At 60.2% G+C, this 15604-nt stretch carries 12 protein-coding genes; 6 read left to right on the forward strand and 6 right to left on the reverse strand.

Annotated elements, in window-relative coordinates:
- Window positions 1-119: 119 nt before the first annotated feature.
- The 4 genes from G9Q37_RS13875 to G9Q37_RS13890 all read right to left on the reverse strand — a co-directional run bounded on the left by G9Q37_RS13875 (window position 120) and on the right by G9Q37_RS13890 (window position 4019).
- Window positions 120-995, reverse strand: a complete 876-nt coding sequence (locus G9Q37_RS13875; RefSeq protein ID WP_166227963.1) for a plasmid partitioning protein RepB C-terminal domain-containing protein — start codon at window positions 993-995, stop codon at window positions 120-122.
- On the reverse strand, window positions 992-1900 hold the full coding sequence (locus tag G9Q37_RS13880) for a ParB/RepB/Spo0J family partition protein (protein WP_166227965.1): 909 nt from the start codon (window positions 1898-1900) through the stop codon (window positions 992-994). The genes G9Q37_RS13875 and G9Q37_RS13880 overlap by 4 nt, the downstream gene beginning before the upstream one ends.
- Complete coding sequence (locus G9Q37_RS13885; RefSeq protein WP_166227967.1) at window positions 1897-3450, reverse strand: recombinase family protein; 1554 nt, start codon at window positions 3448-3450, stop codon at window positions 1897-1899. The genes G9Q37_RS13880 and G9Q37_RS13885 overlap by 4 nt, the downstream gene beginning before the upstream one ends.
- 131 nt (window positions 3451-3581) lie before the next feature.
- A complete protein-coding gene (locus tag G9Q37_RS13890; protein WP_166227969.1) occupies window positions 3582-4019 on the reverse strand; it encodes a hypothetical protein in 438 nt (145 codons plus the stop codon).
- A gap of 185 nt (window positions 4020-4204) precedes the next feature.
- On the opposite strand from G9Q37_RS13890, the gene G9Q37_RS13895 reads away from it, so the two are divergent.
- Window positions 4205-5731 (forward strand): recombinase family protein, encoded by a 1527-nt coding sequence (locus G9Q37_RS13895; RefSeq protein WP_277345045.1) that lies wholly within the window; start codon window positions 4205-4207, stop codon window positions 5729-5731.
- On the opposite strand, the gene G9Q37_RS13900 is transcribed toward G9Q37_RS13895, so the two are convergent.
- Window positions 5728-6015, reverse strand: a complete 288-nt coding sequence (locus G9Q37_RS13900; protein WP_166227973.1) for a hypothetical protein — start codon at window positions 6013-6015, stop codon at window positions 5728-5730. The two genes, G9Q37_RS13895 and G9Q37_RS13900, sit on opposite strands and share 4 nt — an antisense overlap.
- A gap of 460 nt (window positions 6016-6475) precedes the next feature.
- Between G9Q37_RS13900 and G9Q37_RS13905 the strand changes: the two genes are divergently transcribed.
- From G9Q37_RS13905 to G9Q37_RS13915, 3 genes are all read left to right on the forward strand, one after another.
- Window positions 6476-8764 (forward strand): hypothetical protein, encoded by a 2289-nt coding sequence (locus G9Q37_RS13905; protein WP_166227975.1) that lies wholly within the window; start codon window positions 6476-6478, stop codon window positions 8762-8764.
- Window positions 8765-8832: 68 nt separating this feature from the next.
- Entirely contained in the window at window positions 8833-11751 is a 2919-nt protein-coding gene (locus tag G9Q37_RS13910) for a site-specific integrase (RefSeq protein WP_166227977.1), read from the forward strand.
- A gap of 1 nt (window position 11752) precedes the next feature.
- Complete coding sequence (locus G9Q37_RS13915) at window positions 11753-12652, forward strand: hypothetical protein (RefSeq protein WP_166227979.1); 900 nt, start codon at window positions 11753-11755, stop codon at window positions 12650-12652.
- A 106-nt stretch (window positions 12653-12758) separates the two neighbouring features.
- Here the strand turns inward: G9Q37_RS13915 and G9Q37_RS13920 are convergent, their stop codons facing one another.
- Window positions 12759-12989, reverse strand: a complete 231-nt coding sequence (locus G9Q37_RS13920) for a hypothetical protein (protein ID WP_166227981.1) — start codon at window positions 12987-12989, stop codon at window positions 12759-12761.
- A 379-nt stretch (window positions 12990-13368) separates the two neighbouring features.
- Here G9Q37_RS13920 and G9Q37_RS13925 point away from each other — a divergent pair, with 379 nt between their 5' ends.
- Both G9Q37_RS13925 and G9Q37_RS13930 read left to right on the forward strand, forming a co-directional pair.
- Window positions 13369-14106 carry an SDR family NAD(P)-dependent oxidoreductase gene (locus tag G9Q37_RS13925; protein ID WP_240936393.1) on the forward strand — a complete coding sequence of 246 codons (738 nt, stop codon included), beginning with the start codon at window positions 13369-13371 and terminating at the stop codon, window positions 14104-14106.
- An 8-nt stretch (window positions 14107-14114) separates the two neighbouring features.
- On the forward strand, window positions 14115-15581 hold the full coding sequence (locus tag G9Q37_RS13930; RefSeq protein WP_166227984.1) for an aldehyde dehydrogenase family protein: 1467 nt from the start codon (window positions 14115-14117) through the stop codon (window positions 15579-15581).
- The last annotated feature ends 23 nt before the right edge of the window (window positions 15582-15604 follow it).

Genomic DNA, 15604 nt, shown 5'->3' on the forward strand with positions numbered 1-15604 from the left:
GCCCAGGAAAGCACGTCGACATGCCTCTCCAGGCATGACCGTTGGGCACACCACCGCGGCAATCTCCTTAGCGCTTTCGACACCATGCCGGCCCAGGCTCGGCGAGGCCAGGCAAGAGTTCAGTCGTCCAAGGACGAGAGTGAAACCAGGGCAACCAGCTCCGGAAAAAGCTCGGCGTGCCATTTCCGGAGATAACCCTCGACAGCGGGATTCCCGATCAGCTTGCTGACATATCCCTTGGCGACAACAAGATTCAGGACATCGTCAGCGTAGGTCTGCTCGATCATTCGATACCGGGCCCGCAAGTTGGCCGTCTCCCGCTCAATCTGTCCAAGTTGAGCCTCGGTTGCCATTCGCGGCGAGCGTCGGGGGGAAACAAGCATTTCGTCCTGAGTTGCTGCCAACAATGCCTTGGCGTAGTGCACGGTCGAGCAGTTCGCTGCCACCATCATCTCCGCACACTCGATTTGCCGGGTTGGCTTCATTTGCCGCAGCGCCTTTGTCACCCCCGGGGAAAACTCCCGGTCGCGCAGCACGTGCAATGCCTCCGCGCACACCCCCTCCAGCAGGTGCAGCTTGGTTGCTATGGCACTCAAGTCCACGGACAGAGCGCGCGCCAGCCTTTCAGGTGAGACGCCTCGATCCACGGCCCGCCGAATCATCCAGTGCTCCTGGATCGTGGAGAGCCGGTTGACGCGCTTGTTGTAGGTGTAGGACTCGTCGTCGGTCGAAATCAAACAGGCAACCGTCTCGTGCCCCAACTCCCTCAATGCGGCAAGGCGAAGGTGCCCATCGAGCAACGGGTGCTTGCCGGATTGCCGGTCAAGTGCTGCCACCACCAGAGGCTCGATCAGCCCGACCTCCCGGATCGAGGCAACCACTTTGCGAAACTTTGGCGATTGGACAACGGTATCGGCGAATACCTTCAGCGGGAGCAGGTTGTCCAGCTTGACCTCCACGATCTTGGGCAGAAACCCGAGGCTCACCGCCTTCATTTTCGACCTCCCGCGTGGGCGGCATGGATCTTCTCAGCCAGGTACTTGGGAAGCGTCTCAAGCCCCTCCGCACGCAACAGGGTCACGAAATTCTCATCCGCCAGCAGTTTTCTCATGGCGCTGGTAACAATAAGCAGGCGCTCCTGGACTTGCGTGCCTTTGCGCACAACGATGCGCTGTCGATCAACTTCCTGTTGGTACGTTCTGACCAAGCTATGGGTCGTCACCGGTGGGTGACCACTTGAGCCTCGCCTCGTGTAGGTCTTTCCAAACAATGCGCGTTGCTTGATCACCTTGCGCACCTCAAGCAACTGCCTGCCGCGCAAAACACCGGAGTTGTATGCCTCGTGCAGTGTCGTCTGCAGCGCGGCGTCGTCATCGCCGGCGTCCACGATATCTATCGCCGCACGCATCGGCAGCGTCCCGCATTCAACCGCGGCGAGGATTCGGTCTTCCCCCTGGCTGATCAGAAGCACCAGATCCTTCACGTACTCGCGAGACAACCCCGTCTTTCTGGAGATCTCCGCTATCGCGTACCCTTTCGAATGCAGGACCCGAATGCCCGTCAGCAACTCGATGGGGCGATACCTGCGCCGAGCAAGGTTCTCGGCCAGGCTCATGATGAAGGCATCCTCTTCGCTGACCTCGATCACGATTGCCGCGATCTGTGTCTCTCCGAGATGGGCAACTGCTTTCAGCCGCCCTTCGCCGCAGACCAACTTGAAGCACTCCACTCCATCGGAGTCCAGCGCAGACGTCACGGTGATGGGCTTCTTCAAGCCAACGTCTCGAATGCTTTGAACGATCTCCGCGAACACCTCGGAATTTCGCTCGCGCGGGTTGAGCACGGCAATTCTGGCGATGGGTATCACCCGAACTTCCTTGCCGGCGACTGGTCGGCTCATGCGAGTTTGCGCAGATGTATCTGTGCCCCCATTTGCCACAGATAGTCGAGGTTGTCGAAGCGATAGCCCTCCAGTTCGAAGCGGTTCTGATCCGCGAACCGAAGCTTGTGCCCGGAGAAGTCCAGGCGTGGCAGCAAGTAGTAGTCCAGCGGTTGCTCATTGGTCGAGTTCAGGCGGACTGCGACCGTGATATCTGGATCAAGCCCGGTATCCAGACGGACCATCCATGAGTGCTTGCCGTTTTGCGTGCTCTCGCAGCGCGAGAGCACCATGGACAAGGTGAACTCCCCGTTGATCGCGAGCAAGTCCGTGCACGAATCTCGAACGACACGGCCATGCAAGCTCTCGATCATCTGAGTCGTTTGCTCCACAACTTGCGGATGCAGTCGCCTCAGCACCTTGTTGATCTCAAGGTAGCGGTAGTCCCTGAGCGGTTGAAATCCGACCAAGCTGTACGCGCGTACAAGGCTGCCAAACCGCGACGAGTACGCAGACGCGGGAGGCATTCCATCGGTCTCGTTGATCACGAATCCCGAGAGATAGCCCTTCTGCTGAAACAGCGCGCGAAGCCGTTCAAGCAGCTCTTCGTCGGAATAGCGCCGATAGCGCCCACGGATGATTCCCTGGGCCGTATAGAACGTCTCCTTGTCCACCAGAGATTCAAACGCTCCCTCCTTGCGGATCCACATCTCAGGCGCGTTGACCACATGCAGCTTCTTGAGCTTGAACGAGGTTCGATTGAACAAGTTGTTGCCGATGTACTTTTCGTTGGTCAGGACACCATGTACTTGCCCTCTGCTCCAGGATCCCCCGCCTTCCGCAGCGACACCCGCGCTATTCAGTCGATTTGCGATCTCCCGCTCGGTCAGCCCATGCTCGATGAACCAGGTGTAGATGCGCTTGACCACATCCACCTCGGTCTGCGGCCCCGGCCTGAGAACGACCCGATCGGTTTGCAGGCTCTTGTGCTCACCCCGGGAGAGCTCACCTTTTGCCTTGCCGGATTGATCCAGAAGCACGCGCCGCAACCCATAGCCTGCTGTGCCGCCCTGGCGATACCCCAGCTCGATCAATCGGCACTGGCCCGCAAAGACTTTTGATGAGAGTTCTCGGCTGTATTCGCCTGCCATCGCCCGCTTCACGCCTTTGACGATGGTGGAGACAGGAGAGCCGTCGTTTTCGAACTGTTCGGCGCAATAGACGACCTGAATCCCGGCGCGCTTGCAGATGTACTCGTAGTAGGCACTTTCATCCGCATCCTGGAAGCGCCCCCATCGACTCACGTCATAGACCAGGATGACCTTGAAATCGGCCGTTCCCGACTCGACCGTGTTGATCAAGGCTTTGAGCGCATCCCGTCCATCGATCCGAAGTCCGCTCTTTCCCTCATCTGCAAACGTGCGCACCACTCGCAGACCACGGTGATGTGCATACGCCAGGATCTTGTCGTGCTGGTTATGAGTGGAGTACTGCTGATGCTCCGTGGACATCCGTACATAGGCGGCTGCCGGTGTCCATTTCTGCGGAGGTGGCGGATCGTCGTGCTGCATGGCGGCTCTTCCGAAAGTCGATATGGGAGCTCCATACACCGCAAATCCACCTTGCTCCAGAGGTGGCAAGCGCCTTGGACGGTAGCAGTTGCACACAACACGGCCTATGAAGTCGTCTATTTGCGCTCGCTCTATGAAGACGTCTGACCATCGCCCAGTTCCAGCCGAACGAACAGCGAGATGGCGGCGAAGTCACCGAGAGGAATTTCAACCGCGAAGGAGGCGTGTCGAGTTCGTGATGTGGTGGCCTCAGCAGACCGTTGTGAGGACGCGTCCTCACGGGCAATCGCTGCCATTTGCCGGAACAGGCCAGCGATATCGCTTTCACTGAGATTGCCTTCCACGCGACGCGCGCGATAACTTCGCCAGTAGTCCGGGTTGCGCTTCGCCCAGGCAGCGCTCGCTTTTGCCTGATTGGCTGCGTAGTCCGGATCACTCTTGCGCTTCGTCCTCTGCCAAAGTAGCTTTCTCTCCCTCTGACAGTCCTGCTTGGCGCAAAACGCCTGACTCGGACTCTGCGGTCTCACTTGAAAAAGCTCACCGCAAGCGCTACACCATCGCTCTTTCATCAATGGCCTCCACAGCTTGGCTATCCGCTGACGCGTGAATTGCGTTGCCTGAATAACCGCGCCTTGAGAATGCCTTTCAACGGCAACAAATGGCGCTCCTGTGGGAGGCCGTTTCGGGTGTCGCGCTGGGGAGCTTTTGTGGCAACGGCCGCCACCTGAGGCAAGTCGCACCCGTGGAGGTTTCCATGCGCGCTGCTGCATACGTCCGCATGTCCACAGATCAGCAAGAGCTCTCGATCGGGACACAGCTCGCCGCCATTCAGGCGTACGCACAAGCGAACGCGATCAGCGTCGTGAAAACCTACGAAGACGCTGCCAAGAGCGGGCTTGGCATCTCCAAGCGTGACGGCATGAAATCCCTGCTCAGGGATGTGATGGACGATCCACGCCCGTTTGACATTGTCCTGGTCTACGACGTCAGTCGCTGGGGGCGTTTTCAGGACATCGATGCTGCCGCCTACTACGAGTACACCTGCCGCTTGCATGGTGCTCGGGTCGTCTATGTGCAAGAAGCGTTCGGCAGCGATCACGAACCCATGACCGCGCTGCTCAAGACACTCAAGCGTGCGATGGCGGCTGAATACTCAAGGGAGCTGGGTGTAAAGAGCCGAGCTGGACAAGACAGAGCCATTCAGCTGGGGTTTCAGATGGGGCATTTGCCGTGTATGGGCTTGACCCGGGTGGCCATCGACAAGGACGGCGTGCAGCGCCCTCTGAGCAGGGGCCAGCGCAAGTCCATGCAAAGCGAGCGTATCGCCTGGGTGCCCGGTCCGATTCCGGAGGTGGATCTCGTGCGTCGGGTCTTCGACATCTACACCGGTGAGGGCGGAACCATCAAGGGAACCGCGAGGCAACTGCGTTTTGAGGGCAGGACGACGCCAGACGGGCGCCCATTCACCGCATCCATGGTCGACACGATGCTGCGATGTGAGGCATACGCGGGCAATTTTGTCTGGGGTCGAGAGCGATACGTTGCCGGGACAAGGTCCAAGCGCAGACCGGAGACCAGGGCTTCGAACGTGATCGAACGAGTTGTGCCTCAGGACCTGTGGGAGCGCGCGCAGGGCAGGCTGTGGGAACGTCGACGACTGCGGCGCGACAAGGAGCAACTGCTGCAGGTGCTTCGCGAGCGGCTTGCCGAGAACCCGACACTCAATGCTCTGGATCTCGAGGGCCTTGGTCTGCACTCAAAGAAGGCCTACACAAATGCTTTCGGCTCGGTCTCGCGCGCACTGGAGCTTGCAGGGCGAGATGCCAAACTTGTTCGAGCGCAGCATGAGCAGAGCAAGGTCACCGGTAGGCAGATCGGTGATCGGCTGGAGTGCGACATCAAGTCGTTGCTGCTCGACGCTGGCATTGCGTGCCGGATCCACCCTCGTAGCCGTGTACTCATCGTTGGGGAAGATCTTCGGGTTCGGCTTCAGCCAATCTGGCCGAGAACGCTGCGCGGGGCCTCCTGTTGGCATGTCTTCAAGAGAAGGCGGCCGATGACGCATGCCGTCTTGTTGGCACAGATGGACGCGGGCCCTGTGGTGCGCGCTTTCGTGCTATTGACGCCTGAGGCCTACCGTGGTGCTCCTGCATGGTTCTCTCAGGAGGTGCCAGATGCCTTGAGCCCCTTGAAGTCGGCTGACTTGCTGCTGAGCGCACTGCGCTCTTTTCTAGAGAGACCATCAGGAACAGTCTTGCAAGGCGAGCGCTGCATTACCTAAACGTCGCCTTCCCGTGGCTCATTCTTTTGCTCCTGCACGATCGCAAGCGCGATCTGCACGGAGATTGTTTCTGCAGCCTGCTGCCAAGACCAATCACGCGGCATGCATTCGATGTCCACGGCCTCTAGGGCCAGAAGCACCCGCTCCTCGATGATTTCGCGAGCCCAGGTCAAACGCTCGCGTTCGAGGCTGAGGCCCTTGGCGATGCGATGCGCCAAGACCACGTCATTGGCCAGCCGAAGGCGGCTGCGCAACTCGCCCACGTCGATGCTGGTGACATCCATCACGCGATTCTGACGCCAACGCCGGCTGCGGTTCCCTCGGGATCGCCTCAGCGGGCAACCTTGCTTCAAGTCAGGTGCGGACTGAATTCAGCCCGAAACCGGCTGACTTCATGTAACTCCCTTGGGTTCGTGTGAATCAGATATCTGATTCACAAGGTTCTCATACTTTCATCGCATTCTGCGTATAGCAGTTCTTTCTTACTCAAGTTGCCGACGTGGGCGCCGATAGCCTGAGGAGTGACATCAATCCCTCAGCGATGCAGCCCACGCCCCACTCCCTCCACCTGTGCCTCGCTCGCCCGGCGAAGCACACGTCCGCACCAGCAGACATCGTGATCCCGCCTTGCGCCCCGGGGAGCCACCAACCGCGTGCAGACGCCAGCGCGTGTGACATGTGGATAGGTCAGCGCTTGGCAGCTGACGTGGTCGCGCCAGGCAGTGGCCCTCATGCGAGAAAGACATGAGAACCAGCGCACCACTCGATTCACAGGACCCGACGCGAAGCGACCTTGCGTTGCCAAGTACGGTCACGGCAGCAGTTCTTCAACGGGGACCGCCACACACCGACCTAGTACCGATGCCTACGAATGATTCGCCAGACCTGGTCCGGTACACGTCCACCGAGCACGACACGTCGCACGTCCTCATCAACCCCACCAGCGGATTGATTCGCGACGCCAAAGGCAAGAGCCAGGACGTCCTTGGCCAGATCACCAAGCTCTTGCGTGCACCGAAGGCTCAGCCCTGTTCGCTTGAAGTTTGCGAGGCACTACTTTCTGGGCTGCGCGAAATCCAGGAGTTCCTAATCGTGCGATCTCACGCCGTCGATGAACTGATTGCGGCACTTCAAACATTGGCCGACTCGATTCAAGACAAGTTGGGACAGGAATACACGTCGTCGCTGGCCAGCCTTAAGGGACTGCGAAGCAAGCACCCCGTTTGGTGTGCCCTCGCCGATGAAGGATTCGTTCGCAACGGAAACTATGCCAAGCGCTTGTACATCGGCTGCGCGTCAGCTCTGGCGATTTCCACCGGAGAGCCTGTTTCAAAAAGCCTTGCCCAATATGCCGCGAGTCTTCATCGCCTCGAGTACTTGGACCGGCGCCAGTTACGGCTAGTCCTTTCCACAAATTCGGGGCCAGGACATTCAGAGAACGGTGAGTTTCATGAAGACGTCGCTGCGCTGCGGCGCATTTGGGCCAAGGTCATCAAGGTGTTCGGGAGCACTGAGCCGCCACCTCCGCAGACCACCGACGAGCGCGTGCGTGGGCAGATCTTGAGTGCGGCTTTGAACGCGACTTCCCGCCATATGGGCGGGGCAGCACACCATCGCCTGTTAGGTCCCGATCAGTTCAACAAGGCTCTATCGAGGATCGTTGCCGAACTTGCTGTCGACAATTTGGAAGGTGCCCTGGGATTTCTGGTGATGCGGACCGGCTTATCGATCGACGTGGCAGGCGCGCTGCCACTTCGTCGAGAGCCAGTTGCCGATGGTCGCTCCTTCATCGACGTCGATCAAGGTGTTGCAGTAGTAGACCTCAACGTCATCGCCAACGAGGCGAGCAAGCCGTTGGTCGGATCGATTCCCGCCGGCCACCGCTTGAGGGTTCATTTACCCATCACCTTGCAGAGCCATCTGAAAGCCCGACTGCAGGTTCATTCCAACGCACAGAACCTGGCCGAGCTTTACCCCGAGTCACGGGTTCCCGAGAGCCGCGCACGCATCTATCCCAGCAGAGACGAACTGGAGCCGTCGTGGGCGCGTTTGCGCTACTCCTTGGGGTGGATGCTTCGCAACCAGGGAATCAACAAGCTGCATGCTGCGTTTCTGAGCGGCGACTTCGCGATCATCCCGAGGTCCAAGCTGCACTACGCAGCCGTTTCGGCACAGGAGTGGCATGTTTTGCAGCAGTGGCTACATGAAAAACTGGGCTTTGACGAGCCGGTAGCTCATCAGCTAGCAACGGAACTAGGCATCGGTTGTGCGGTGGTACCTCGAATCGAGAACGTCCGCCTACATGACGCACTGCTGGTTGAAGCCGTCACCCGAGCTCGTCCGGCCAAAAACACCACAGTGACGGCTTTGCTAGCGTTTCACAACGCTTTTACCAAGCTCACCGGATGGCGTCTTGCCGTCCTGCTTGCACTGCGCGAACAGCGATCGATCGACCTGGACGCAAGCATCGGCGATGTCACTTCTAGCTGGGTAGCAATACACGATAAATCCGTGAGGAGCGACCGCGGACATCAGCCTGTCGCGCTATCCGGCTTCGCGGCGATGTGCGTTCGCCTCTACAAGTTGCATTGTGATGCGATAGCAAAGCGCATCGAAAAAACGATCCCCACAGGAACGCCTTTCACAAGGTGGTGCCGCTCAGTAGCAGGAGGACAGAACGTTCGCCTTTTGTCACTGGTTCTCGATGACCAACAAGTGCATGTACTTCGCTCAAGTGACTTTACGGGTCCGCAGTGGCCGGGCTACGTGCTCGCCCCGGATTGCGGGAGAAAAATCATGGAGCACGAACTCAGGAATCACGGGGCTCGATCGAGTGACGTCGACGCACATCTTCGCCACTTTACGCAAGGTCAGCAGCCAGCAAGTCCATTCGATCCCTCCGTGATGAGCACCATCGTTCGACGCATAAGCATCGTTCAGCAAAAGGTTGCCGTCTCGATATTTAGGTCCCCGGTTGTAGGTCTGAGCAAGGGTTTCTTGAGAGTCGAAGCACTTGAATTGGGCTGCCGATGAGCATGTCTGCGTTTAGCGCGCACTGGCCCCCCGGGGCGCCCGTTCGCCTCAGGCAGCTGCCTGGCACTGTGACTTGGGAATTCCTGCCGCATGCCGAGCAAGCCATCGCACGCTTCTCGGGACTTATCAATGAAGTGCTTTTTCGGCGCAACGAAGCCACATCCACGGGATCCGATCTCGGGCTGCTGGCCGCGCGGTTGGTCTGCCTTGATGGCCTGCGACCTGAAACGTTGCCACTACTACAGGAGTTCAGATGCACTCCCTATCGCTGCGGCGATGCCACCGCGCTGGAGTGGCCCGAGGGCCCAGTGAAGCGCCTGGAGCGCCGCTTCCTTCACCCGATGACGCTGGCACTATGGCCGCGTCTATCGGTGGTGGTCGGGAATCGAACCACATCGTCCTCGACACCCCCATCCCAAGACCCGCAGGATGACTCCAAGCGTCACGATGTCATACGTCTACTTCCACTCGGCGATCTGCTTCTCGCTCTGGCATCTTGGCTGTCCAAGGTAGGGCTGTACAAAACCAGCAGATCTCAATCAATCCTGGAGCAGTTGTCAGCCGACCAGATTGCCTGGTGGAGTGTGCACCTGCCGGGACCACTCTTTGCTCATTGCACGCTCACCCTCTCATTCACCGCCCTCGAGAGAAGTGCCTGGGGGCGCCTACTGGCGAAGCACGCGCTGGTCCATCGTCCCGAGGAGTTTGAAGCGGTCGACGATGGGATCCTTGATACCACGACCAATGAGCCTGGTGAGCGCACCTTCCAGTTGCTCGAGCAAATCGATGCGACGCAAGGAATCGGGTACGACCTTGCCGAACTAAGGTCGATGCTGGAAATTCTCAAAGAGGACCACCCTTCGGGCATTGATGGGCTCACGAAGCGGGTCTGGATTGAGGGCCTTCAGCGAATGCCGCTCGCCCGGATGGGGGTGAACCCTGTCACAGTGGCACTGGCTGGCTGGATTTGCCACATGTGTGAATTGGGCACAGTGACCAAAGCCAATCCTGCCGTCAGCACGCTGCGCCAGTATGTTTCTGCAGTATTGCTTGCGCTGGGCAAAGCAATGGCGGGGCGAGACGAAGCTCCGGAGGACTGGCAAGCCGATCAGTTGCTGGAGGTCTATCGCTGCGTCTACCGCGAGACAACAAAGGGCAGGCGCCCACAAGCCCTCGCTGCGCTTCACAGCATGCACGAGTACCTGATGGAGGCGTTCGACATCGAACCACTACCTGGCTTGATCGACTCGGTTCGCTCGGATCTCGTGGGTGGCTCAGACGCTTCGCTAGCGGAAAAGCCCAGTATCAATCCAGTCTCGAAGGTCGATTCTGCCGATGGGCGAATACCGGCGCGGGTGATGGCAAACGTGATCTGGGATCACGAAGTCGACTGCTGCGTCGAGCGTTGCAAGCAGGCTTCCGACCCGCGACTCGGGCGCATCGCCGCCGTCATGATCGCCATTGCCCGCGAATGCGCAGTTCGAAACCAGGACCTCTCACGCTTGGTATTGGCCAACGTGAGTTTCCTGGCCGACTCACGGGGCGCGTACTGCAGCATTGAAGTCGTGCGACATGCCGCACGGGGTCGACTCAAGACAGAGTTGTCCCAGCGCCGCCTGACCGTTCGTGACTCACGATCTCTCAAAACCATACGGGAGTGGGTCGATTTTCGCCGCCTTGAAACACAGAACAGCAAGGCCTACCTATTCGGCGAGTCCAACAATGACAAGAGTCGATACCGCTCTGCTGCCACACAAGCCTTCCTCAATCGCGTAGTCAAACTGGCGACGGGGTACCGCCGTTCTCGCATGTACGACCTGCGCCACACAGTCGTTAGCACGCAAGTTTCGCAAGCCCTGATGTCCAGCGCATGGGTTGACGCAAACCCGTTGGAAATCATCGCAAGCGAGGCCGGCCATGCATCCCCCCTTACGACGATAAGAAGCTACTCGCACCTCTACGAACAGGCGCTTCGCATGAACCTTGATATCGCGCTTGAGTCGGTTGTCAACGCCAGCAGTCAGGAAATGGCGAATGCGCTCGCCACGATCACCATGCAGGGCCGATCACTTAAAGGGAACTCACTCGTTCAGGCCGCGAAACGGCGGGATATCGGCTTGCCCTCCCTATGGCGAATGCACATGGAGGCAGCAACGCACGCCTTGCCGATCGAGACGGCACAAGATCCTTTTGAGTGGGCGCCGCCGGCTGCATTGAGCGCGTCGCAACGCGCCAAGCCTCAGACACCGGTCCACCTGCTGGCCGATGCGCTGGCGCGCATGCAGCGAGGGGAGAACCTCGAGGCCATTGCTCGGGTGATCGGATTGCCAATCGATCGCATGTCTGTACTGACCGATCGCCTACATTCCTGGGCGTACACACTCTACTGCCGCCAGTTCCCACGCAAGACGGCGCACGCTCGAACGCCCATCGATCTCTTGCAATGCCTTGAGTCCATGCACATCAAAGCTGCAGGCGCGTCCGCTGACTTGTGGTCGCCGCTCTCACGACATTTGGAGGGGTCAGTGAATCGTGCAAGCATGCAGGCCATCATCACGTACTGGGAGAACGCGGCTCGCGGCGTGTACCTTGCTCTATCTCCGCCTGCGAACCCGCGCCCCCTCATTGCTCTTCTTGTCTCCGGTGGTCTCGCAAGGGGCCATCTCCGCGTCGTGGCTCAAGTGCCAAAGCATGACCACTCTGCGCCTTTTCCATCAACCACTTCAACCGACGGATCGCTTCCTGAAGGGTTGAGGAAGGACAAGACCATAGGCAGCGTGATCGACGTCTTTCGTCAAGAAGCGAACTTCAATCCGTGGATCGAGACAGTCGCCCATCGCGGCGATAGACCGAAGATGTACCTGCGGATCAATCCGCATCCAGCCAAGGATCGCGCCGCTTCATCCGCTGACGCAACTGCAACTCTGCGTGCGTGGCTTCTTGCCATCAAGGCTCGCCTCCTTCTCGACGAACTTGAAGACGCTTGATATGACAGAACACTACTTGTTCGCTCAACGATTGATGGCAGGCAACGGTCTCACCGTCAGTGAAACCGATTGGGAAGACAGAAAATCGGATTTCCTGGAGGACCTTCGAGCGCAGTTCCCGCTTGAGGCCCTGCAGGCCAGCGAGTTGCGGTTCGACTATGAAAACTCCCCTGAGGGAAGGATATGGATCCGGGCATTCCTCCAGTCTTCATCCCTGTTCGGATGGACTGACAAAGACGCCTTCTCCGAGGATGTTCGGCGGATCAAGCAGGCTGCTTTGACCTTGAGGGAGGACTTCGAAGATGCGCTCAAGGGCAGTAGGGACCCTGCACTTGATTCACGACTCAAGAGACGCAGACTCAATATCTTGAAGGCACGTCAATCAGGCACCCTTATGCTGTACACAAGTCGACATGGCGAGGCCATGCCTTTGGATGAAGTCCCCCGCTGGATGCCTCACAGTAGAAAGGTGAAGATCGAATTCAAGGTTGAAGACCTTCTCAAGCGGGGATCGTGCAAAGCCGTTGTCAATTTGACTCACGATCAGTCGCATTCAGCGAAATGGGTAGGGCTGGAGAGATCGTCGACAGTTACCTTGGTTCGCGATCATCAAGCACGTGGATTCGAAGCGGGAAGCATTCTTTGCGAGTCCCTTGAAACGGGCGTTTTGCTCGAGGCAAGCGTTCATCTGGCATACAGTTGGACGGATGGGTCTCTGGGAAAACTGACTCTCCATGAGGTTCCGCGGTACCTTGAGAAGCAAGGCGTCAAACAGTTCCATCACCAGCTTCCTTTGCCCGATCTCGATCAAAGTGTCGATTTCGAAGTCTCCGAATGGGAACGATCTCTCGAGAGTGCGAATAGCGACGGCCGGGATTTCAACCCGCTGGAAGCAGCCTAGCGCGTCAAGCGGCACGTGGCCTTCAAGGGCACACGGAAGAAATGGAAATCACCGCCCAGGCGTCGCTCGCCAGCCATCTGAGTTGACCCGGCACGCTGCGAGCAGATCATCTGCCTTCGCGCTCGACAGTACCAAACGCATTTGGCAATGCGCCGGTAGGCGAAGAGATCCCGCCCGAGGTCTTGTTGATGACCTGCGCCTTGTCCAGCTCATCCAGGATCACGAGCGGGTTGGCGCACTCGCCCAGGCCCAGCAGATCGAAGATCAGCCCGTAGCGAGAGTTGCCCCATGTGATGTCCGAGCCGAGCAGCGCTGGCAATGTCTCGGCCCGGTCCATCGCGTGCTGCAGCGCCTACGCCAGGGCGAGCGCGCGCTGGACGTTTACCGGTTCTGATGCCGGTGGCTCTAGCGGGGCCCGGCGCCGGCGCGGGGCTGGACCCCGTGGCGCGAGAACCCATAACCCCCACAACGGAGCTTCGCCCCCACCCCCATTTCATCGTGGAGCGCCTTGGCTGCGCGTCTGCCCATCCGCGGCCCGGGCCGGCATGCGCATCGGCACGGTCATCGGTATTTACCCTAGTTCTCGAACCAAATCATGGCCGTACAATGACACATCTGTCCATGTCATGGACAACTAGAAGTTTCAGATCCCCAGCAATGAAAGATCCGCGATGACCCAAGCCCCCACAACAAGCCCCCCCCGACTGGCGAACCGCGTGGCGATCGTGACGGGCGCGGCGCAAGGCATTGGCGAGACCTATGCGCGCGCCCTGGCGCAGGCGGGGGCCACGGTGGTCTGCGCCGACGTCCTGGACGCCTCCGGGGTGGTCGGCCAGATCACGGCTCAGGGCGGTCGGGCGATGTTTGTCCACACGGACGTGTCGTCCCGCGAGTCGGTCGAGAAGATGGTTGAGGCCACGCAGCAGTCCTTCGGCCGCATCGACGTGCTGGTCAACAACGCCGCAATCTTCGGCAACCTGGTCCTCAAACCCTTCGAGCAGATCGAGTCGGCCGAGTGGGACAAGGTGATGTCCGTCAACGTGCGCGGCTCGTTCGAATGCGCCCGGGCGGTCAGCCACGTGATGCGGCGGCAACGCTACGGGAAGATCATCAACATCGCCTCGGGCACCGTTTTCAAAGGCACGCCGCTCTTCCTGCACTACGTCACATCCAAAGGTGCCGTGGTCGCCATGTCGCGCTGCCTGGCGCGTGAGTTGGGCAAGGACAACGTCTGCGTCAACACGCTCGCCCCGGGGCTTACCCTGAGCGCCAATGTCAGCGCCAACCCCGACTGGCAAGGCGCGATCGCCGCCGGCATCGTCGCCTCGCGCTCCATCCAGCGCGAGCAGGTGCCGGACGACCTCACCGGCACCTTGATCTACCTCGCCAGCGCCGACAGCGACTTTGTCACCGGGCAGGTGATCGTCGTCGATGGCGGATCGGTCACGCACTGAGAGCGCCCATGAACCTCAGCGCGGAACTCTTGATCAACGGCCGGTGGACGGCGGCCAGCCAAGGCGCCAGCGCGCCCAGCCTGGACCCGGCCGACGGCCGCGACATCGGCCGCTTCAGCGCGGCGACGCGAGCGGACGCCGAGGCGGCCATCGCGGCCGCACGCGCCGCCTTTGAGAAGCCCTCGTGGGCCCAGTCGCCGCGGCTGCGACAGAACGTCATGAACGAATGGGCAGATCGGCTCACGCGCAAGGCCGAGGAACTGGCCCAGCTGCTGACGCGGGAGAACGGCAAGGTCGTGGCCCAGTCGCGCGGCGAAGTGATGGGCGCCATCTCCGAGATTCGCTACTACGCGGGCCTCTCCCGGCACCTTCCGGGCCATGTGCTCGAGGTGGAGCCGGGGGTGTTCTCCACGATGCTCAAGGAGCCCGCCGGCGTCGCCGGCATCATCGTCCCGTGGAACGCGCCGGTGATCCTGCTGATCCGCTCCATCACCCCCGCGCTGGCCGCGGGCTGTACCTGCGTGGTCAAGCCGGCGCCGCAGGCCGCGCTCATCACGGCGGCGGTGATCCGGGAGCTGAGCGAGGTGGCCGGCTTGCCACCCGGTGTCGTGAACCTGTTGAGCGAGACGGGCCATGAGGTGGCGCAGTGGCTCACCACCTCGCCGGAAGTGGACGTGATCAGCTTCACCGGCTCCAACCTGACGGGGCAGCGCATCATGGCCGCCGCCGCACCCACGATGAAGAAACTGTCGCTCGAACTGGGCGGCAAGTCCTGCTGCCTGGTGTTCGAAGACGCCGATGTCGAACGCATCGCGCCGCAATTGGCCACGGCGGCGACGGTCATCTCCGGCCAGCAATGCACGGCCGCTCGCCGGGTGTTGGTACATGCCTCGCGCTACGAGGCCATGAAGCAAGCGCTCGCAGCAGCCCTGGCCAGCATCCAGGTGGGGCCGGGCAGCGCCCCGGGGTCACAGATGGGGCCTCTGATCGACCCGGGCACCGCCGAGCGGGTACAGCGCCGCATCGAGCAGGCCATGGACGACGCCGATGAAGTGATCCTGCGTGGCCAGCGCTTGGGCGGCCCGCTGCTGCAGGGAGGGTTTGTGTCGCCGACCCTAGTGGCGCATCGCGACACCAGCGCTTCGTTTGTGCAGGACGAGGTCTTCGGCCCTCTGGTCGTGCTGGAAAAGTTCGAGACCGAGCCCGAAGCGGTGGCCCGGGCCAACCACAGCGATTTCGGCCTGTCTGCCAGTGTCTGGACCGAACAAGGCGCGCGTGCCTGGCGGATCGCGCGCGCGCTGCGCAACGGCACGGTCTGGATCAACGACCACAACAAGCTGTTCGCCGAAGCCGAAACCGGGGGCTACCGCCGCAGCGGCCTGGGACGACTTCACGGCGCCGACGCGCTGATCGACTTCACAGAAATCAAGCACATCTACCAAAGCGTGGGCGTGCTTGAGTCCCTCAAGGGTTGAACCCACGAAACCGCCCCACCTTG

It is taken from the genome of Hydrogenophaga crocea (assembly GCF_011388215.1).
In the GTDB taxonomy this organism is placed as follows: domain Bacteria; phylum Pseudomonadota; class Gammaproteobacteria; order Burkholderiales; family Burkholderiaceae_C; genus Hydrogenophaga; species Hydrogenophaga crocea.